The organism is Pseudooceanicola antarcticus (assembly GCF_900215355.1).
Taxonomy (GTDB): Bacteria; Pseudomonadota; Alphaproteobacteria; order Rhodobacterales; family Rhodobacteraceae; genus Pseudooceanicola; species Pseudooceanicola antarcticus.
This window is the reverse complement of sequence record NZ_OBEA01000007.1, coordinates 83322-100942: the sequence shown is the minus strand read 5'-3', so window position 1 is coordinate 100942 and position 17621 is coordinate 83322. Positions and strand designations below refer to the sequence as shown.

Annotated in this window: 15 protein-coding genes; 5 read left to right on the top strand and 10 right to left on the bottom strand. The window is 66.4% G+C overall.

Annotated features, from left to right (window positions below; all coding sequences use genetic code 11):
• On the top strand, nucleotides 1-1884 hold the full coding sequence (locus CRO50_RS16770; protein ID WP_097147088.1) for a dipeptide/oligopeptide/nickel ABC transporter permease/ATP-binding protein: 1884 nt from the start codon (nucleotides 1-3) through the stop codon (nucleotides 1882-1884).
• The gene (locus CRO50_RS16765) at nucleotides 1881-2870 is read left to right on the top strand and encodes an ABC transporter ATP-binding protein (protein ID WP_097147087.1); all 990 of its coding nucleotides are present in this window, start codon (nucleotides 1881-1883) and stop codon (nucleotides 2868-2870) included. The genes CRO50_RS16770 and CRO50_RS16765 overlap by 4 nt, the downstream gene beginning before the upstream one ends.
• Here CRO50_RS16765 and CRO50_RS16760 read toward each other — a convergent pair.
• Nucleotides 2828-3817, bottom strand: a complete 990-nt coding sequence (locus CRO50_RS16760) for a LysR family transcriptional regulator (RefSeq protein ID WP_097147086.1) — start codon at nucleotides 3815-3817, stop codon at nucleotides 2828-2830. The genes CRO50_RS16765 and CRO50_RS16760 overlap by 43 nt on opposite strands.
• Nucleotides 3818-3833: 16 nt before the next feature.
• The gene (phaR, locus tag CRO50_RS16755) at nucleotides 3834-4394 is read right to left on the bottom strand and encodes a polyhydroxyalkanoate synthesis repressor PhaR (protein ID WP_097147085.1); all 561 of its coding nucleotides are present in this window, start codon (nucleotides 4392-4394) and stop codon (nucleotides 3834-3836) included.
• Nucleotides 4395-4604: 210 nt separating this feature from the next.
• Here phaR and CRO50_RS16750 point away from each other — a divergent pair, with 210 nt between their 5' ends.
• Nucleotides 4605-5189, top strand: coding sequence for an outer membrane protein (locus CRO50_RS16750; RefSeq protein ID WP_097147084.1), 585 nt, complete (start codon nucleotides 4605-4607; stop codon nucleotides 5187-5189).
• A 116-nt stretch (nucleotides 5190-5305) separates the two neighbouring features.
• Here CRO50_RS16750 and CRO50_RS16745 read toward each other — a convergent pair whose 3' ends face one another.
• Both CRO50_RS16745 and CRO50_RS16740 read right to left on the bottom strand, forming a co-directional pair.
• On the bottom strand, nucleotides 5306-5749 hold the full coding sequence (locus CRO50_RS16745) for a phasin, PhaP (protein ID WP_097147083.1): 444 nt from the start codon (nucleotides 5747-5749) through the stop codon (nucleotides 5306-5308).
• Between the two features lie 182 nt (nucleotides 5750-5931).
• Nucleotides 5932-7740 (bottom strand): PHA/PHB synthase family protein, encoded by a 1809-nt coding sequence (locus tag CRO50_RS16740; protein ID WP_097147082.1) that lies wholly within the window; start codon nucleotides 7738-7740, stop codon nucleotides 5932-5934.
• Nucleotides 7741-7902: 162 nt separating this feature from the next.
• On the opposite strand from CRO50_RS16740, the gene phaZ reads away from it, so the two are divergent.
• Complete coding sequence (gene phaZ / locus CRO50_RS16735; RefSeq protein WP_097147081.1) at nucleotides 7903-9180, top strand: polyhydroxyalkanoate depolymerase; 1278 nt, start codon at nucleotides 7903-7905, stop codon at nucleotides 9178-9180.
• Between the two features lie 58 nt (nucleotides 9181-9238).
• On the opposite strand, the gene CRO50_RS16730 is transcribed toward phaZ, so the two are convergent.
• A complete protein-coding gene (locus CRO50_RS16730; protein ID WP_097147080.1) occupies nucleotides 9239-9694 on the bottom strand; it encodes a methylated-DNA--[protein]-cysteine S-methyltransferase in 456 nt (151 codons plus the stop codon).
• Between the two features lie 324 nt (nucleotides 9695-10018).
• Between CRO50_RS16730 and CRO50_RS16725 the strand changes: the two genes are divergently transcribed.
• Nucleotides 10019-10459: a hypothetical protein gene (locus tag CRO50_RS16725; RefSeq protein WP_097147079.1), complete on the top strand. Its 441-nt coding sequence runs from the start codon at nucleotides 10019-10021 to the stop codon at nucleotides 10457-10459.
• Nucleotides 10460-10467: 8 nt separating this feature from the next.
• On the opposite strand, the gene CRO50_RS16720 is transcribed toward CRO50_RS16725, so the two are convergent.
• The 5 genes from CRO50_RS16720 to CRO50_RS16700 all read right to left on the bottom strand — a co-directional run bounded on the left by CRO50_RS16720 (nucleotide 10468) and on the right by CRO50_RS16700 (nucleotide 17516).
• Nucleotides 10468-10989, bottom strand: a complete 522-nt coding sequence (locus CRO50_RS16720; RefSeq protein ID WP_097147078.1) for a CHAP domain-containing protein — start codon at nucleotides 10987-10989, stop codon at nucleotides 10468-10470.
• Nucleotides 10990-11178: 189 nt separating this feature from the next.
• The gene (gene ileS / locus CRO50_RS16715; protein ID WP_097147077.1) at nucleotides 11179-14181 is read right to left on the bottom strand and encodes an isoleucine--tRNA ligase; all 3003 of its coding nucleotides are present in this window, start codon (nucleotides 14179-14181) and stop codon (nucleotides 11179-11181) included.
• Between the two features lie 412 nt (nucleotides 14182-14593).
• Entirely contained in the window at nucleotides 14594-15628 is a 1035-nt protein-coding gene (locus CRO50_RS16710) for a YcjF family protein (protein WP_097147076.1), read from the bottom strand.
• A complete protein-coding gene (locus CRO50_RS16705; RefSeq protein ID WP_097147075.1) occupies nucleotides 15625-16083 on the bottom strand; it encodes a GNAT family N-acetyltransferase in 459 nt (152 codons plus the stop codon). The genes CRO50_RS16710 and CRO50_RS16705 overlap by 4 nt, the downstream gene beginning before the upstream one ends.
• Nucleotides 16080-17516 (bottom strand): YcjX family GTP-binding protein, encoded by a 1437-nt coding sequence (locus CRO50_RS16700; protein WP_097147074.1) that lies wholly within the window; start codon nucleotides 17514-17516, stop codon nucleotides 16080-16082. The genes CRO50_RS16705 and CRO50_RS16700 overlap by 4 nt, the downstream gene beginning before the upstream one ends.
• Nucleotides 17517-17621 lie beyond the last annotated feature (105 nt).

Here is a 17621-nt window from a genome sequence, read left to right as displayed (position 1 = left end):
ATGCAATTCCTGAGCCTCCTTCTTCGCAACCGCCTCGCCGCCGCCGGGGGCGTGGTGCTGAGCCTCGTGTTGCTGCTGGCGCTGGTCACGCCGCTCTTGCCGCTTGCCAACCCCGATGTCACCGACACCGCCAACCGCTTCCTGATGCCCGGAGAGCAGGGGCACTGGCTGGGCACCGACCACCTGGGCCGCGACCTGCTGGCGCGGCTGCTGCATGGCACGCGGCTCTCGCTTGCGGTCGGCTTTGCCGCGGCCTTCTTCGCCGCCTTCTTCGGCGCCGCCATCGGCATCATCGCGGGCTATTTCGGTGGTCGCACGGACAACCTGATCATGCGGGGGGTCGATATGCTGATGGCCTTTCCCTACATCTTGCTGGCGCTTGCCATCGTCGCCGCCCTGGGGCCCGGCCTGACCAATGCGCTGATCGCCGTGGCCGCTGTCAACGTGCCCTTCTTCGCCCGCAACATCCGCGGCGTGACCGTGGGCCTGGCACACAAGGAGTTCGTCGATGCCGCCCGTCTCGCGGGCCTCGGCCACACCCGCATCATCCTGACCGAGATCCTGCCCAACGTGATCCCCGTCATCGTCATCGCCATGTCCACCACCATCGGCTGGATGATCCTCGAGACTGCCGGCCTCAGCTTCCTGGGGCTGGGCTCCCAGCCGCCGCAGGCGGACCTGGGCAGCATGCTGGGCGAGGCGCGGGGGGCGCTGATCACCAACCCCCATACCTCCGTCGTCCCCGGCGCGATGATCCTGGTCATCGTGATGAGCATCAACCTCTTGGGCGACGGGGTGCGGGACGCGCTGGACCCGCGCCTGCGCTCGGGCGCGCTGACCCGGCCGATGCCGGCGACGCGGGTCGAGCGCAAGGGCACGATCCCCGCCGAGGGAGAGGGCGGCGCGGTGCTGAACCTGCGCCAGCTGCAGACCCAATTCCACGTCAAGAACCGCATCTACAAGGCCGTCGGGGGTGTCGACCTGAAGGTTGCGCCGGGCGAATGCCTGGGCGTGATCGGGGAAAGCGGGTCGGGGAAATCCGTCACGGCGCTCTCGGTCATGGGGCTGGTCGCCTCTCCGCCCGGTGTGATCACCGGCGGCGCAGTCTACTTCCAGGGCCAGGACCTGGTGGGCGCCCCCTACGAGCGTCTGCGCGCGTTGCGCGGCGACAAGGTGGCCTATATCTTCCAGGACCCGCTGGCGACGCTGCATCCGCTCTACAAGGTGGGCGACCAGCTGGTCGAGGCGATCCGGGTGCATCATCCCGTCAGCCGCTCAGAGGCCCGTGCGCGGGCCGTGGCCCTGCTGAAACAGGTGCGTATCCCCAATGCCGAAAGCCGCATCGACAGCTACCCGCACGAGATGTCTGGCGGCATGCGCCAGCGTGTCGGCATCGCCATGGCGCTGGCCAATGACCCCGAGGTGATCATCGCGGACGAGCCGACAACGGCGCTCGACGTCACCGTGCAGGCGCAGATCCTGTCGCTGCTGGATGACCTGCGCCGCGAGCGCGGGTTGGCGATCATCTTCATCACCCATGACTTCGGCGTGGTGGCCCAGCTCTGCGACCGCGTCGCCGTCATGTACGCTGGCCGCATCGTCGAGACCGGCCCGACTGCGGCGGTGCTGCGCGCCCCGGCGCATCCCTATACCTCGCGTCTCATCGCCTGCGTGCCCGAGCTGGGCGGCGGGCGACGGCGGCTGGAGGCCATCCCCGGTCTGCCCCCGGCGGTCGACCGGCTGGAGCCTGGCTGCGCCTTCGCGCCCCGCTGCCTGAAGGCCTCCGCAGCCTGCCGCGAGGGCGATATCGCGCTGGAAGGCCCCGGCGCGCGGGCGGTGCGCTGTATCCACCCCGAGGCCGAGCTGGAGGAGGGCGTGGCATGAGCACGGTTCTGAAACTCGACGGGCTCACCAAGAGCTTCCCCGTCGGCAAGCGTCTGCTGGGCAAGCCGCGCGGCGTGGTCCATGCGGTGCAGCCTGTGGACCTGGAGGTGCAGCAGGGCGAGACCCTTGGCATCGTCGGCGAATCCGGTTGCGGCAAGTCCACCCTGGCGCGGATGCTGGTCGGCCTGCTGCCGCCCACGGATGGCTCCATCGAGATCAACGGCGCGCCGCTCGACAATGCCGACCCTTCGGAGTTCGGCAAGAAGATCCAATATGTCTTCCAGGATCCGATCTCTTCGCTCAATCCGCGCAAGACGATCCGGCAGGTGATGGAAGCGCCGCTGAAGCGGTTGCACGGCATGAACCGAGCCGCGCGCGACAAGCGCATCGCCGAGATCTTCGCATCGGTGAACCTGCGCGAGGAATTCCTTGATCGCTATCCGCATGAATTCTCGGGCGGGCAGGCGCAGCGGATCGGCATCGCGCGGGCCCTGGCGGCTGAGGCCAGCATCCTGATCCTGGATGAGCCGGTCTCTGCGCTGGATGTCTCGGTGCAGGCGCAGGTGCTGAACCTGCTGGCGGATCTGAAGAAGGAGCTGGGTTTGACCTATCTCTTCATCAGCCACGACCTGGCGGTGGTCGAGGCGGTCTCGGACCGGGTCGCGGTGCTCTATTTCGGCGCGGTGGTCGAGGTCGGGCGGGCCGAGGAGATCTTCCGCGCGCCCCGCCACCCCTACACGCAGCTGCTGGCCAATTCCGCGCCGGTGGTGGGCCGGGCGCTTACCGCGCCCGAGGGGCGCGAGACAGAGCTGCCGGACCCGCTCAACCCACCCTCGGGCTGTGCCTTCCGGGCGCGCTGTCCCCATGCGTCAGAGATCTGTGCGAAAGAGGTGCCGCAATTGTCGGGGCAGGGGCATCGGGCGGCCTGCCACCATCCGCTGGATCAATCCTCGGCCACGGAGACCGAGGTTTCCAGCCAGGGGTAGTCCTCGGGCCGGGCATCGCGGCCCAGATCGCGTAGCAGGGAGCGCAGCTCGGCGGCGATGCGCGAGGGCACGTCTCCCAGGATCTCCTTGCGGGCCGTCAGCACGATATGGCGCGACAGCGGCGCGAAGGGCAGGGGGAAGATCTCGAGCTCGGGCATCAGGCGGCGCGCGCGCAGCAGTGCCAGCGGCGGCAGGATGGTCCAGCCGGCACCGGCGCAGACCAGCGCCAGGATGGCGTGGTAGCTGTCCAGCTCGAAGCGGTGATCCAGCCGCAGGTTCTGCTGGGCAAGGTGGGTCGAGATCAGCCGCCCCATGTAGTGCCGGGTGGTGTACTGGATCATCGTCTGCGCCTTGAGCTGGTCCAGCAGGTCGGCGGAGCGGTCGATGCGGCCCTTGCCGATGGCGACCACGAAGCCCTCGCGCAGCACGTCATGCACTTCGGCCCAATCCTCGGGCACGCCCATCTCGGCGGCGATCACCACGTCCAGGGCCTGGGCATCCAGCTGGTCATGCAGGTAATGCGAGGCGCCGGTTTCCAGCAGGAAACGGCAGCCGGTCAGATCGCGGGACAGGCGGGTCAGCAGGTCGGGGGTGACGTCGGCCTCGAAGTCCTCGATCACGCCAAGGCGTAGCCGGGTCAGCTGCGGCGCGTCATCGCTGACCGACATTTCGGCACGGGCCTGTGCGGCCTCGGTCAGGATCGCCTCGGCGCGGCGGCGGAAAGCCTCTCCGGCGCGGGTCAGGGTCACGGGTCGCGATTGCCGCATCAGCAGCGTGCGCCCAAGCGCGGTTTCCAGGTTGGTCAGCTGTTGCGACACCGCCGAGGGGCTGGCGCCCAGGCGCCGCGCGGCGGCCGAGATCGAGCGCTCTTCCGCCGTGGCCACAAAGACCTCTATCCCCCAGAGGGTGATCCTTCCGGGGGATGCGGTGGCAGATTTGTCGGCCATGGGTTGGGGCTGGGTCTCAGCTCAGTTTCGACAGCTTGGTCTGCAGCTCGGCGAGCTGCTTCTTGATCTGCTCGAGATCGTCCCCGCCTTCCGACGGCGCGGTCTCGCCCTCGGGCGAGGGGCCGGACCAGTTGGAGCCGAAGCCCGTGGTCATCGCCTTGAGGAAGGCCGCCTGCTGCGCCTGCATCGCCTCGATGCCGGGCATGTTGGCCATCATCGGGTTCACCTTCTCCATGTTCTCCAGCATCTTCGACTGCCCGTTCTGCAGCATCTCGAAAGAGGCGGCCAGGAACTGCGGCACCATGGAGCCGGCAGAGGAGGTGTAGGAGCGCACGAGGTCGGTGAGCACGTTCAGCGGCAGCACGTTTTCGCCACGGCTTTCGTGTTCGGCGATGATCTGCAGCAGGTATTGCCGGGTCAGGTCGTCGCCCGATTTCAGGTCGATGATCTGCACTTCGCGGCCGTCCCGGATAAACCCGGCGATATCCTCTAGCGTCACGTAATCACTGGTCTCGGTATTATAGAGACGACGCGATGCGTAGCGCTTTATCAGAAGTGGAGAGTCACTGTCTGCCACCGGATTTCCTCCCCCGTTTATGCAGCGTTGCAGCAAAGCCTAGAGTACTGTTTGGAAAAAAGAAAGCGCTGTCGGCATGGCGGGGCGGGCAATTCGCAATGACGGAAAATCAACAGTCATTGGCAGGGCGCGCGCGGGTGAAAAGTTTTTATACGGTCGCGTAGGTTGTCGTGATACTGGAGCGCACCTGCATCAGAACATGGAATCCAGATGAAAAAGTCCGTTTTTGCCAGTGCCATTGCTCTCGTCGCGCTTGTTGCGCCTGCGGCCGCGGTCGCAGGGAGCATGGATGCCCCCGCGCCGACCCCGTCCCCCGCCGTGGCCGAACCCATCTCTGACTGGTCCGGCGCCTATGCCGGTCTGATCCTGGGCACCGGCGATTCCACCACCGATTTCGACGGCTTCCGCCTGACGCTGGATCACGGCATCTACGGCGCCTTCGCGGGCTATTCCCACGACATGGGCGACATCGTCCTGTCTGCCGAGATCTCTTACGAACGGGTGTCCGTCGACAGCTTCGAGGACCTGGATCGCTATGACCTGGTCGTCCGCGCCGGCTACGACCTGGGCCAGGTCCAGCCCTATGTCTCTCTGGGCGTTGCCCGCCTTGAGCTGCCGGATACTCCCGCGGAGCCCGGCGTGTCGATCGGCATCGGCGCCGACCTGAAGGTCTCGGAAAAGTTCACCCTGGGTGCAGAGTACCGCTACTCGGAGTTCAACGACGAATACCTCGGCATGTCCGACTGGAGCATGTCGGCGGGTTCGCTGCTGATCCGTGGCGCCTACCACTTCTAAGCTCTTGCGGCATTGACGCAAAAGAACAGGGCGGGTCCTTTCGGACCCGCCCTTCTTCTTCGCGCCCCCGATTTGGGGAGGAGCACTGGAGGCGCAAAATCCCTTGGGAGGGGAGATTACTTCGCGGCGGCCTTCTTGGCTGCGGCGGTTGCGTCCTTGGTGGCCTTCTGAACCGCGGCCGAGGCTTCCTCGGTCATGTCCTTGCCGGCGGCCATCATCAGCTCGACGGTGTCGGCCTGGACCTTCTTGGCGATCTCGGCGTAAGCGGCCATGTGCTCGGCCGACATCTCGGCGCAGGCCGAGGCGAAGTCGGTCATCGACTTGGCGTAGTCCGCGGGCTCGGTCTTGGCCTTGGACATTTCAGCCATCTTGGTCAGCGTGTCCTTGGTCCACTTGGTGGACAGGTCGGTCGACTTGGCGGCCGCGTCGATGGCAACTGCCGAGAGCTTTTCGCCCAGGGTGGCCTGGGTCTTGAAAGCATCTTCCATTGCCGAAGTGTCGACGGGGAAAGCGCCCATGAAGTCCTTCATGATAGCGGAGAAGTCCTGCGTCTTGGCCATTGTTCCATCCTCTTCTGGTTGTGGGCCGTGTGCTGGCCCTTCAATCAATCTTGGGGAGAGTATGGATGCTGCGCTGCAGCAAATCAAGATTTTTCTGCACTGCGGCGAAAATGCGCGTGAGCGTATGGATTAACCAATGCTGCCAAAGGTTTGGGCAGAATATCCCTGACGCTGGGTAAGCTTCACAGCGGCAGGGGGGCTGCGACATAAGTACCGGGTGCGTCGCAAAGTGCGGGGTGAGTCGAATCTCCGGGCTCGCGGGCGGGCACCATCTTGCCCGACCGTTTCGCCAGCCAGCCTTCCCAGCGGGGCCACCATGAGCCCTCGGTGAAGGTGGCGCCCTCCATGAAGGCTTCGGGCGTGTCGGGCAGGGCCTCGTTGATGTAGTGGCCGTACTTCTTCTTCGACGGCGGGTTCACGATCCCGGCGATATGGCCCGACTGCGAGACGATGAAGGTGCGATCCTTGGAACCGGTCATCAGGAAGCCGCGATAGGCGGCCCGCCAAGCGGCGATGTGATCGGTCTCGCAGGTGATGGCGCAGATTGGCAAGGTGACATCCGAGATCTTCAGCAGTTCGCCGCAGATCTCGATCCCGTCGGTGGTCAGCTTGTTGCCCTGGCAGAGCTCGCGCAGGTACTGCACCGCCATGGTCGCGGGCAGGTTGGTGCCATCGCCGTTCCAATAGAGCAGATCGAAGGCGGGGGGCTGTTCGCCAAGCATGTAGCTGCGGATGGCCGGTCGATAGACCAGGTCGTTGGAACGCAGGAAAGAGAAGGTCCGCGCCATGATGTGACTGCGCAGGATGCCGTCGGCCTGCACGACGTCCTCGATGGCATCGACGAAATCATCCTGCAGGAAGGGGGTGAAATCCCCCTGGTCCGAGAAATCCGTCAGCGTGGTGAAGAAAGTGGCCGACTTGACCGAGCGGTCCTTGCGCTTCTTCAGCAGGGCCAGCGTCAGGTTCAGCGTCGTGCCGCCGATGCAATAGCCGATGGCATTCACCGTCTTCACGCCGCAGATCTGCTTCACCTGCTCGATGGCGGCGATGAATCCATCCTCGACGTAGTCATCCAACGCGATCTCGCGGTAGGCTGCATCGGGGTTCACCCAAGAGACCACGAAAAGCGTATAGCCCTGGTCGACCACCCAGCGGATGAAGGAGTTCTGCTCTTTCAGGTCGAGGATATAGAACTTGTTGATCCAGGGCGGGAAGATGATCAGCGGGGTGTCGTGCACCTTCTCGGTTGAGGGGCTGTACTGGATCAGCTCCAGCAGGTGATTGCGCCAGATCACCTTGCCGGGTGCCGTGGCGACGTTCTCGCCCAGCTTGAAGGCGCTGGCATCGGCCAGCCGCACCAGCATCTCGCCGCCATTGGCCTCGAGGTCGCGGACCAGGTTCTCCAGCCCCTGCACGAGGCTTTCGCCGTCGGTCTCGAGCGCGCGTTCAAGGGCATCGGGGTTGGTCGCCAGGAAATTGGTCGGTGCCATCATGTCGGCGATCTGGCCGGTGAAATAGCGCAGCCGGGCCTTCTCGACCTCCGAGATCCCCTCGACGTCCTCGACTGCCTTGGTCATGGCATCGGTGTTCAGCTGGTACTGCTGCTTGACGTAGTTGAAGTAGGGATGGGTCTTCCACAGCGGGTTGGTGAAGCGCGGATCGTCGGTGCCGTCATCCTCGGGCGCCTGCAGCTTGCCCTTGGCCAGCGCCTCTTGCGCCTCCAGGAAATGGGTCACCGACTTGCCCCAGTATTCCAGCTGGTGCTCGAAGATCCGCGCCGGGTTCTGCATCATCTCTGACCAATAGGCGCCGGCGGCCTGGGCGAAAAGGGTGGGGGCCGGCCCCTGCAGGCCGGGGGGCGAGGCATGCCGTTCTTTCAACGCCTGGATGAATCTCTGAGAGAGCTCTTCTACTCTTGTCAGGTTTGCCTTGAGTTTTTCGAGGTTTTCCTGGCCGGATTCCCCGGCGTCAGAGGTATCTTGTGTTGTCATGTAAACGATTCCCCCCTATCTTCTGCACTGCAGCATGTGGCGCCGCGACCGCCGGTGATCCCTGGTCCCAGGGACAGGCGCAGGCCTTGTCTCAGCCGCGCTGCCCGGAAGACCCCGTGGACGGAGACAGACCGGGCCCTGCCCCGCGAGAAGGAGATACCGATGCGCTATATGGCAAGCTACGACCTTATGGAGACCGTACGCAATACCCAGCAGTGGATGGGGGCCAGTGCGCTGAGTCTCGCGTCCTACCCGGCCTTCGCGCTGGTGCCGAACCCGATGCTGACCATGATGGCGGCCTGGGGCGAGGTGACGGAACGGGCCTACAAGCGCATGGTGGCCAAGCCTGACTGGGGTATCTACTCGGTGCCTTGCGAGGACGGGCGCGATCACCTGGTCTCGATTGCCAAGGTGGTGGAGCGCCCCTTCGGCGACCTGATCCACTTCGAGGTCCAGGGCCGCGCGGAAAAGTCGCGCAAGGTGCTGCTGGTGGCGCCCATGTCTGGCCATTACGCGACGCTCCTGCGGTCGACCGTGGTCTCGCTGCTGCCCGACTGCGAGGTCTATATCACCGACTGGCACAATGCCCGCGACATTCCCGTCAGCGAAGGCAAGTTCGATGTCGAGGATTACACCCTCTACCTTGTCGATTTCATGAAAGAGCTGGGCCCCGATGTTAACGTCATCGCGGTCTGCCAGCCGGCTCCGCTGACCCTGGTGGCCACTGCCTACCTGGCCGAGATCTTCCCCGAGGCACAGCCCAAGACCCTGACCCTGATCGGCGGCCCCATCGACCCCGATGCCACGCCCACCGAGGTCACCGACTTCGGCAACCGCGTCTCGATGGGCCAACTCGAGCAGATGATGATCCAGCGCGTCGGCGCCAAGTACAAGGGCATCGGTCGCAAGGTCTATCCTGGACTGCTGCAGCTGACCTCCTTCATCTCGATGAACCTCGACACCCACGCCCAGTCCTTCACCGACCAGATCATGCGCGTGGCCCGCGGCGAGGCTGGCGACCACGATCGCCACAACCGTTTCTATGATGAATATCTGGCAGTTATGGACATGACCGCCGAGTTCTACCTGTCCACCGTCGAGCGGATCTTCAAGAACTCCGAGATCGCCAGCAATACCTTCACCGTCAACGGCCACCAGGTCGATATCGGCAAGATCACCAATGTCGCGGTGAAGACCGTGGAGGGAGAGAACGACGATATCTCGGCCCCCGGCCAATGTGTCGCGGCGCTGGATCTCTGCACCGGGGTGCCCGACAAGATGAAGTCGCAGCACCTGGAGCCGGGCGCGGGTCACTACGGCATCTTCGCCGGCTCGTCCTGGCGCAACAACATCCGCCCGCTGGTGCTGGACTTCATTGACCAGAACGCCGGTGACAAGGGCGAGAAGCCCTCTGGCGGGGCCAAGCTGGCCGCCGTCTGAGGTAAGAATTCAAAGACTTTGGAGACCCCGGTGCAGCCTGCTGCGCCGGGGTTTTTCGTCAGATCAGGAGCGAGGCCGCGCCCTCGTGCCTGAGCAGCCAGACCTTGGTTTCGATCCCGCCTTCGCCCGAGAAACCACCCAGCCCGGTTGCGGCCAGGACCCGGTGACAGGGTATGATCACGGGGATCGGATTGCCGCCACAGCCCTGGCCAACCGCCTGCGGCGGCGCGCCGAGGTCTCGGGCCAGGTGGCCATAGGTGCGGGTGCGCCCATAGGGGATCGCGGCGATGGCGTCGCAGACACGTGCCTGGAAATCGCCGCCGGCAACCTTGAGCGGCAGGTCGAACTCTTCCCGGCTGCCGTCGAAATAGGCACCCAGCTGATCCACGGCCCGCTCCAGCACCTCGGTGGGCTCTTCAGGCCCCAGCTCGCGCCAGGAGGCGCGGGTGATGGCGCCGTCCTCCTCGAAGATCCAGAAGCGGCCGGTGGGGGTGTCGAGGGACATGCTGGGCATTCAGGGAGCCTAGCAGGGAATCGCTATGAGGACAGGAAAATCCGGTCGGCACCCGGTCTGCACCACGTCGGTATTACGTCGGTATTACGTCGGTGTCGGGCACCGCTGGCCGCTCTGTTCGCCGCGCAGCAGACAGATGTGAAGATCCGGTTGAGCCTGCATCCGCGCCGCAGTGCAGAATGCGCCGGAGGTTGATCCATGGTGACCACTGCGCGCGCCCAGGGGCGGAGATCTTAACCTCGGTAAAGGCGGTGGAAAGGTTTGCGCGGCAGGGTGGGACTGTTCCCCCATGGCGCCGATTACGGCTGAGCGAAGGAGAGAGACATGTTGGAAATGCCGACCCAGGCCCGCCCGCTCTTCGCGCCTGAAATGCGCCACAACCCGGTTGAGACAGAGGCCGAGCGGCCGTCGTCGCATCGCCCGCCGACCGAAGAGCATCCCCTGCCGGAACCGGCGCAAGGCGAAGCCGTCGACCTGCAACCCGCGCCGCTGCCCGAGCCCGCCCCCGTGGCCGAGGAACAGGCGCAGCCGCAGGTCGAAACAGCGGGCGAGGCAAACCCGGAAGGGGCCATCGCGCTGCCCGGCGCAGCGCTGGCCGAGGCCCCTGTCGCGCCCTCGCGGCTGGATGCGATGAGCCTCTTCCAGGGGATGCTGGCCGAGGCCACGCGCTCGGGCGTCAATGTGCCCGGCACCTCGATGCATATCTACGCGCTGGTGCAGCAGCTGTCGCAACTCGTGCAGTCAGAGTTGGAGCTTGCGGCCTGAAGCTCGGATCAGCCGGTGGGCTGGATGAAGCCCTTGATCGGATAGACGCTGCCGAAGGCACCGGGGTAGGTCTCGACCCGCACGCGGCTCCAGTCATTGTGCTTCGACACGTCGATCACCGCCATCCCCAGCGACACCTGGTTGCGGTGCCAATTGGCGTGGTCAATGGTGATGCGACGCGGGCTTTCGATGCCCGAGACGACGCCCACGTGACCAAGCGGCATGCTCGCCGTCGGCGCGAAGGCCATCACGGCGCCAAGGCTGGGCTCGTGGCCCACGGGAAATTCTTCCTGCGCCTGCGACCACCAGGTGCGGGCATTGCCGCGGATCTCGACGCCCGAGAGGTTGCGGGCGAAGGGCACGCACCAGACACGCGCGCCGCGATCCTGCAGCGCCTCGACCTCGGCCATGGCGAAGGCCATCCGCTCGGGCGGGAGGCCCTCTTCGGGCGGCTGGGCGCAGGCCCCGAGGGCCATCAGTGCGAGCAGAGAGAGCCCGCGGCGGTTAAGAATGGTGAAGCGCAATTTCATCCCTCGGGTCGTCAGTTCCCCGTCGGCTCCCCAAGCCGACGCGGGCTGATAGCGCCGATTTGAGTAAAGTTCAAATCAGCACCGGCAGGCCTTTGCCCATGACGCGCGCGGAAAGGTGCCGGCAGCAAAAAGCCCCCGCGCTGGGGCGCGGGGGCTGATCAATTGCTGGGCGGAAATGGCCCGAGGCGCTTAGTCGAGGGCGCTGTCGCAGCGGCCGCAGACCCCTGCATGGGCGTGGGTGCCCACGTCCGGCAGGATCTTCCAGCAGCGCTGGCACTTCTCGCCCTCGGCCTTCTCGAAGACCACCGAGATATCGGCGATCTCGGGCAGGCGGTAGGCCTCCTGCGGCGCCGGGTCGGCGGTGAGCGAGAGACCGGAGGTGATGCAGATGTCGTCGAAGTTGACGGACTTCAGCGCGGCCAGGGTCTCGGCATCCTCGACATGGACCACCGGCGCGGCTTCCAGCGAAGCGCCGATGACCTTCTCGACACGCTGCACCTCGAGCGCGGCGGTGACCACGCGGCGGGCGCGGCGGACGCGGGCCCATTTCTCGGCCAGGGCGTCGTTCTTCCACTCTGCGGGCGTCTCGGGGAAGTCCTGCAGGTGGATCGAGCTGTCCTCGCCGGGGAAACGCTCCAGCCAGACCTCTTCCATGGTGAAGACCAGGACCGGCGCCAGCCAGGTGGTCAGGCGGTGGAAGAGGATGTCCAGCACGGTGCGGCAGGCGTGTGCCCGCAGGGTCTCGCCGTCGCAGTAGAGCGCATCCTTGCGGATGTCGAAGTAGAAGGACGACAGTTCCACCGTGGCGAAGTTGAACACGGCCTGGAAGACGCCCTGGAAGTCGAAGGCGCGGTAGCCCTGCTGGACGGTCTCGTCCAGTTCGGCCAGGCGGTGCAGCACCCATTGCTCGAGCTCGGGCATGTCGGCGGGGGCGACCCGCTGCGCTTCGGTGAAGTCACCGAGCGAGCCCAGGATGAAGCGCAGGGTGTTGCGCAGACGGCGGTAGCTGTCGGCGGTGCCCTTCAGGATGGTGTCACCGATCCGCTGGTCGGCGGTGTAATCGGCCTGGGCCACCCAGAGGCGCAGGATGTCGGCGCCGTATTGCTTCACCACGTCCTCGGGCGCCACGGTATTGCCGAGCGACTTGGACATCTTGTTGCCCTTCTCGTCCAGCGTGAAGCCATGGGTGACCACGTTGCGGTAGGGCGCGCGGCCAAGGGTGCCGCAGGCCTCCAGCAGGGAGGAGTGGAACCAGCCGCGGTGCTGGTCGGTGCCCTCCATGTAGACATCTGCGATACCGTCCTCGGTGCCGTCCTCGCGGTCGCGCAGCACGAAGGCGTGGGTCGAGCCAGAGTCGAACCAGACGTCGAGGATGTCGAAGACCTGCTCCCATTCGGCGGGATCGTAGTCATCGGCCAGGAAGCGCTCCTTGGCGCCCTCCTTGTACCAGGCATCGGCGCCCTCGGCCTCGAAGGCCTCACTGATGCGGGCATTGACCGCCGGGTCGCGCATCAGGAAGCCCTCGTCGGTGGGCAGGGCGCCCTTCTTCACGAAGCAGGTCAGCGGCACACCCCAGGCGCGCTGGCGCGACAGCACCCAGTCGGGGCGGCTCTCCATCATCGAATGCAGGCGGTTGCGGCCCGAGATGGGGGTGAACTTCACCAGCTCGGTGATCGACTTCAGCGCGCGTTCGCGGATCGTCTCGCCGTATTGGTCCTGGCCGTCGCCGACCTTGCGGTCGATGGCGGCGAACCACTGCGGCGTGTTGCGGTAGATGACCGGCGCCTTGGAGCGCCAGGAATGCGGGTAGGAGTGCTTGATCTTGCCGCGCGCCATCAACCCGCCGACTTCCACCAGCTTGTCGATCACCGCCTTGTTGGCGTCGCCCTCACCGCCCTTGCGCGACAGGATATGCTTGCCGCCGAAGAAGGGCAGGTCGGCGCGGAAGCCGCCGTCGTCCATGACGTTGTAGGTGATCACCTGGTCGAGCATGCCCAGGTCGCGGTAGAGCTCGTATTCGTCCATGCCGTGGCTGGGAGCGCAATGGACGAAGCCCGTGCCTTCCTCGTCGGTGACGAAGGGGGCGGCGCGGAAATCGCGGTAATCGTCCCATTCGCCGTTCGAGCCTTCGGTGCCGGCAAGCGGGTGGGTCAGCTTCATCGCGGAAAGCTGGGCGGTGGTCACGTCGCTGACGCGGGTCCACTGATCGTCGCTCAGACGGGCCTTGGCGAAGGTCGCCGCCGCCAGCTTGTCGGCCAGCAGGTATTTCTCGCCCACCTTCAGCCAGCAGTCCTCGGGGGTGCCGGTGACCTCGTAGAGGCCGTAGTCATAGTCGGCGCCGAAGACCACGGCCTTGTTGGAGGGGATGGTCCAGGGGGTGGTGGTCCAGATCACCACGTAGGCGCCCAGGAAGGTCTCGCGGGCGGCCTGCGCGGCTTCCAGCACGGCCTGCGAGGCCGCGTCGGATTCCTCTTCGCCGGCGCGATCGGTCTCGCCGGTGCCGTAGTCGGCCACCTTGAACTTCACCCAGATGGTGAAGCTTTCCTTGTCGTGGTACTCGACCTCGGCCTCGGCCAGGGCGGTCTGTTCGATCGGAGACCACATGACCGGCTTCGAGCCCTGGTAGAGCGTGCCGTTCATCAGGAACTTCATGAATTCCTCGGCGATGACCCGCTCGGCATGGAAGTTCATGGTCAGGTAGGGATCGGCCCAGTTGCCGGTGATGCCCAGGCGCTTGAACTCCTCGCGCTGGATATCGACCCAGCCCTCGGCGAACTTGCGGCATTCCTGGCGGAAGTCGACGATCGGCACGTCGTCCTTGTTCTTGCCCTTCTTGCGGTACTGCTCTTCGATCTTCCACTCGATGGGAAGGCCATGGCAATCCCAACCCGGCACATAGCGCGCATCATGGCCCATCATCTGGTGGGAGCGGACGATCATGTCCTTGATCGTCTTGTTCAGCGCGTGGCCGATGTGCAGGTGGCCGTTGGCATAGGGGGGGCCGTCATGCAGCGTGAAGGGCGTGCGGGAGGTTCCGCTGTCCTTGGCTTTCTCGCGCAGGCGGTCATAGACCCCGATGTCTTCCCAGCGTGCCAGCCAGGCCGGCTCGCGCTTGGGCAGTCCCGCGCGCATGGGGAAATCGGTTTTCGGAAGGTTCAGGGTGTCTTTGTAGTCAGGCGTCTCGGCGCACATATGTCGTGATCCGTTTCAGGAAGTCGCAATGTCTGTGAAAGGTCGGCGCGGTATCCCATACGCCTTGTCCCGGCGGCTCGCGTTCAGAGCGCCGGGCATGTAATTCGAATGATGATGGCGAAGGCTCTTGTCATCATGGGGCTTATGTACACGTGGCGGCAGGGGGCGTCCAGTGGATCAGGCGCCTGTTCCTGTTGCCGATGCAGGAGGCCTCCGGCGGGAGTATTTCCAGCCTGGTGATGATGCGGGACAGGGCCCGGAAAGGCGGCCTCCTTTCGCCATGGAGAGCGTGCAAGCTCTCAGCTGAAAAGGAGGGAGCCATTCTTCCGCAAACCTGTTCCATCACCAGGCTGAAAATACTCCGGGGGGGAGCCGCAGGCGATGGGGGCGGAGCCCCCCGACCCGCCAGGGTTCAGCCCCCGGACCTGTCGGGTTTGGCGAAGAGCCCGGTCAGCGCGCTCTGGATGATCGCGGTGACCTTGGGGCGGGTCTTCTTGCTGAAGGGCATCGGACGGCAGACCTCCATGGCGGCGACGCCGACACGGGCGGTGAGCGCGCCGTTGACCACGCCTTCGCCAAAGCGGCGCGACAGCCGCGACAGCAGGTTGCCGCCCAGGATCGAGCCCAGCATGTCGTCGCCCATGGCCACCGCTCCGGTGGCCACCAGGTGGGTCATCACCGCGCGCAGGAGCCGCCAGGATCCCAGGGTGCCGGAGCGGCCGCCGTAGATCTCGGCGATGCGGCGGATCATGCGGATGTTCGAGGTCAGCGCCGCGGCCACGTCGGCGAAGGCCAGGGGCACCAGCGCCGTGACCGTGGCGACCTGGCGGGCGGCGGCCTCGACCTCGGCGCGGGCGGCGCGGTCGAGGGGGCGCATGAGTTCCTGTTCGGCCAGCGAGAAGAGGGCGGGGGTGTCGAATTGCTCGGGCGCGCGTTCGTCGAAACGCTCCAGCGGCCAGCGCATGTCGGCGCGGCCACGGTAGAGCCTGGTCAGCTGTTTCACCGTGGCGCGGGCCTCCGAGAGGTCCTCGCTGGCGCGGGCCTCGCGCAGGGCGTGGTGCAGATGCTCGATCCGCGACAGGCGGGCGAAGGCGGTGAGCTCGCGCAGGATGATCGCCAGCAGAACGAGGCCGAAGGCGCCGAGCAGCGCGGTGACCGCCCAGCCCAGCCAGGGGGTCGAGGCGATGAGCCCGGTGACCGCGTTCCAGGCCGCCGTGCTGATCGACACGGTCAGCAGTGCGCCCGCCAAGCCCCAGAACCAGCGCGCCAGCCGCGAGGGGCGTCTCGCCATCAGCCGGGCCGAGCGCGCAAGGCCGGCCTCGGGGGCAAGCGGCAGGCTGTCGGGCACCGGCGGCGCGCTGGCGGGATCGACCCGCGCGCTGTCATCGGGGCGTTCGATCAGCACCGGCTTGATGGCATCACGGTTGGGGCTGGAGGGCTCTGTCATGCGGCATCTCTCTTGGGGCGGTGGGGCGTGGCGGACCAGACCATGAGGACCTCGGGCAGGGCCTCGTCATTGCCGGCGCCATCGCCGTAGCCCATGGTGACGAACCCCGAGGCGGCATAGAAGCGGCGCGCGGCCTCGTTGGCCTGCGGGGTCCAGATCGACAGAGCCGGGCTCTGGCGCTGCGCCTCCGCGAGCAGCATCCGTCCCAGGCCCTGCCGCCGCGCGGAGGGGTGGACGTAGAGCGCAAGGATCAGCGCCTCGCGCCGGGCGAGGAAGGCCACCACCCGCCCCCGGTGCCGGATCAGGCGCAGCTCACCGCGCCGGACCAGCCGCATGAGCAGCCCCAGGTCCTGGAACCGGCTGCGGGCGCGGGGGTGGCCCGGCGCGCGGGTATGCGACCAGAGCACGCGGGCGAGGCCGGGCAGGTGCCAGGGGAAGGCGCGGCGCGGTCTCAAAGCCTGTCCCCCAGAAGGAACTCCGCCGCGCGGTCGAGACGGATATGCGGCGGGCCTTCTCCGGGGCGCAGGTTCAGCGTTGCGGGCTGGAAGTTCATGATCTGGTAGTCGCCGTCGAGCCAGCTGTCTCCGGCCTGGTGGCCACGGGTGATCCGCGAGGGATCCTGCGGCAGTTCGCCGGGAAAGAGCGAGGCCTCGCGCCCTCCGGCCAGCCTGCCGCGCACGCAGTCGAGCATGCGGCCCTCGTGGCGCAGGGTCTCTTCGACCGTGGTGCGCAGCGAGGCGATGGACATCGAGCCGGTCTTCGCCCCGGCGAAATCGGCGCGGCGGATGGCCGATGACAACAACTCGTCCAGCACGGCGGTCAGGCGGGGGTGCTGGGAATGGTGCAGGTGGTCGGCCTTGGTGGCGGCAAAGAGGATCTTCTCGACCCGCTTGCCGAAGAGCACTTGCGACAGCCAGGCGTTGCGGCCGGGGCGAAAGGCCTGCAGCACCGCCTCCATGCCGCGGCCCAGGTCCTCGACCGCGGCGGGGCCCGCATGGATCGCCGAGAGCGCATCGACCAGCACCACCTGGCGGTCGATGCGGGCGAAATGCTCGGTGAAGAAGGGTTTGACGACGCGGGCCTTGTAGGCCTCGAAACGGCGCTCCATCTCGCGCCAGAGACCCCGGCGCGGCGCGCGCTCCTCGGGGGGCAGGGGGGCGAAGGTCAGCACCGGCGACCCCGCCAGGTCGCCCGGCAGCAGGAAGCGGCCCGGTGTCACGTCCGAGAAGCCGCGCGCGCGGACCTCGGTCAGGTAGGTGGTGTAGAGGCGGGCCAGCTCCTGGGCGCGGCTCTCGTCGAGCTCGGCCAGGCCGGTGGCGTCGCGGGCCGCGGCCAGGAAGGCGGCGGCCTCGGGGCGGGGCTCCATCCGCGACAGGACCTGGGCGGACCAGGTGGCGTAGCTCTGGCTCATCAGCCCGAGGTCGAGCAGCCATTCGCCGGGGTAGTCGACGATATCCAGGTGCAGGATGCGCGGGCCGGCCATGCCGCCCAGGAGCCCGGTGGGGCGAATGCGGAACGACAGCCGCAGCTCCGAGATCGTGCGGGTGCTCTCGGGCCAATGCGGAGCGGGGCCGGTGAGCGCGGCCAGGTGGGCCTCGTAGTCGAAACGGGGCAGGGTCACGTCGGGCTGGGGCTGCAGGAAGGCTGTGGTGATGCGGCCCTCGGCCTCGGCGGTCAGGCCGGCCATGCGGGCCCGGTTCAGCAGGTTGGCCACCAGCGAGGTGATGAAGACGGTCTTGCCGGCCCGTGCCATGCCGGTCACGCCCAGGCGGATCACCGGCTCGAAGAAGGCCGCGGAAAGGCTGTCCGAGGCGGCCTCGACCTGGCGGGAGACGCCATCCGCCAGAGAGGTGATGCCGAAGCGCGAAATGCCTGCCGTCACTGCCATATCCTTTTGCCTGCCAGACCAAGATAGAGCCGAGGGGGCCGGTTTCCAAGCCGGAGCGGCGCGCTTGTGGTCCCGGGCGAATTTGCAAAGCCCTGAATTTGCAAA

Excerpts from the sequence above, each read along its gene's own strand:
- CRO50_RS16770 (WP_097147088.1), top strand. The coding sequence starts at position 1 with ATGCAATTCCTGAGCCTCCTTCTTCGCAACCGCCTCGCCGCCGCCGGG.
- CRO50_RS16765 (WP_097147087.1), top strand. The coding sequence starts at position 1,881 with ATGAGCACGGTTCTGAAACTCGACGGGCTCACCAAGAGCTTCCCCGTC.
- CRO50_RS16760 (WP_097147086.1), bottom strand. The coding sequence starts at position 3,817 with ATGGCCGACAAATCTGCCACCGCATCCCCCGGAAGGATCACCCTCTGG.
- CRO50_RS16750 (WP_097147084.1), top strand. The coding sequence starts at position 4,605 with ATGAAAAAGTCCGTTTTTGCCAGTGCCATTGCTCTCGTCGCGCTTGTT.
- CRO50_RS16745 (WP_097147083.1), bottom strand. The coding sequence starts at position 5,749 with ATGGCCAAGACGCAGGACTTCTCCGCTATCATGAAGGACTTCATGGGC.
- CRO50_RS16740 (WP_097147082.1), bottom strand. The coding sequence starts at position 7,740 with ATGACAACACAAGATACCTCTGACGCCGGGGAATCCGGCCAGGAAAAC.
- phaZ (WP_097147081.1), top strand. The coding sequence starts at position 7,903 with ATGCGCTATATGGCAAGCTACGACCTTATGGAGACCGTACGCAATACC.
- CRO50_RS16730 (WP_097147080.1), bottom strand. The coding sequence starts at position 9,694 with ATGCCCAGCATGTCCCTCGACACCCCCACCGGCCGCTTCTGGATCTTC.
- CRO50_RS16725 (WP_097147079.1), top strand. The coding sequence starts at position 10,019 with ATGTTGGAAATGCCGACCCAGGCCCGCCCGCTCTTCGCGCCTGAAATG.
- CRO50_RS16720 (WP_097147078.1), bottom strand. The coding sequence starts at position 10,989 with ATGAAATTGCGCTTCACCATTCTTAACCGCCGCGGGCTCTCTCTGCTC.
- ileS (WP_097147077.1), bottom strand. The coding sequence starts at position 14,181 with ATGTGCGCCGAGACGCCTGACTACAAAGACACCCTGAACCTTCCGAAA.
- CRO50_RS16710 (WP_097147076.1), bottom strand. The coding sequence starts at position 15,628 with ATGACAGAGCCCTCCAGCCCCAACCGTGATGCCATCAAGCCGGTGCTG.
- CRO50_RS16700 (WP_097147074.1), bottom strand. The coding sequence starts at position 17,516 with ATGGCAGTGACGGCAGGCATTTCGCGCTTCGGCATCACCTCTCTGGCG.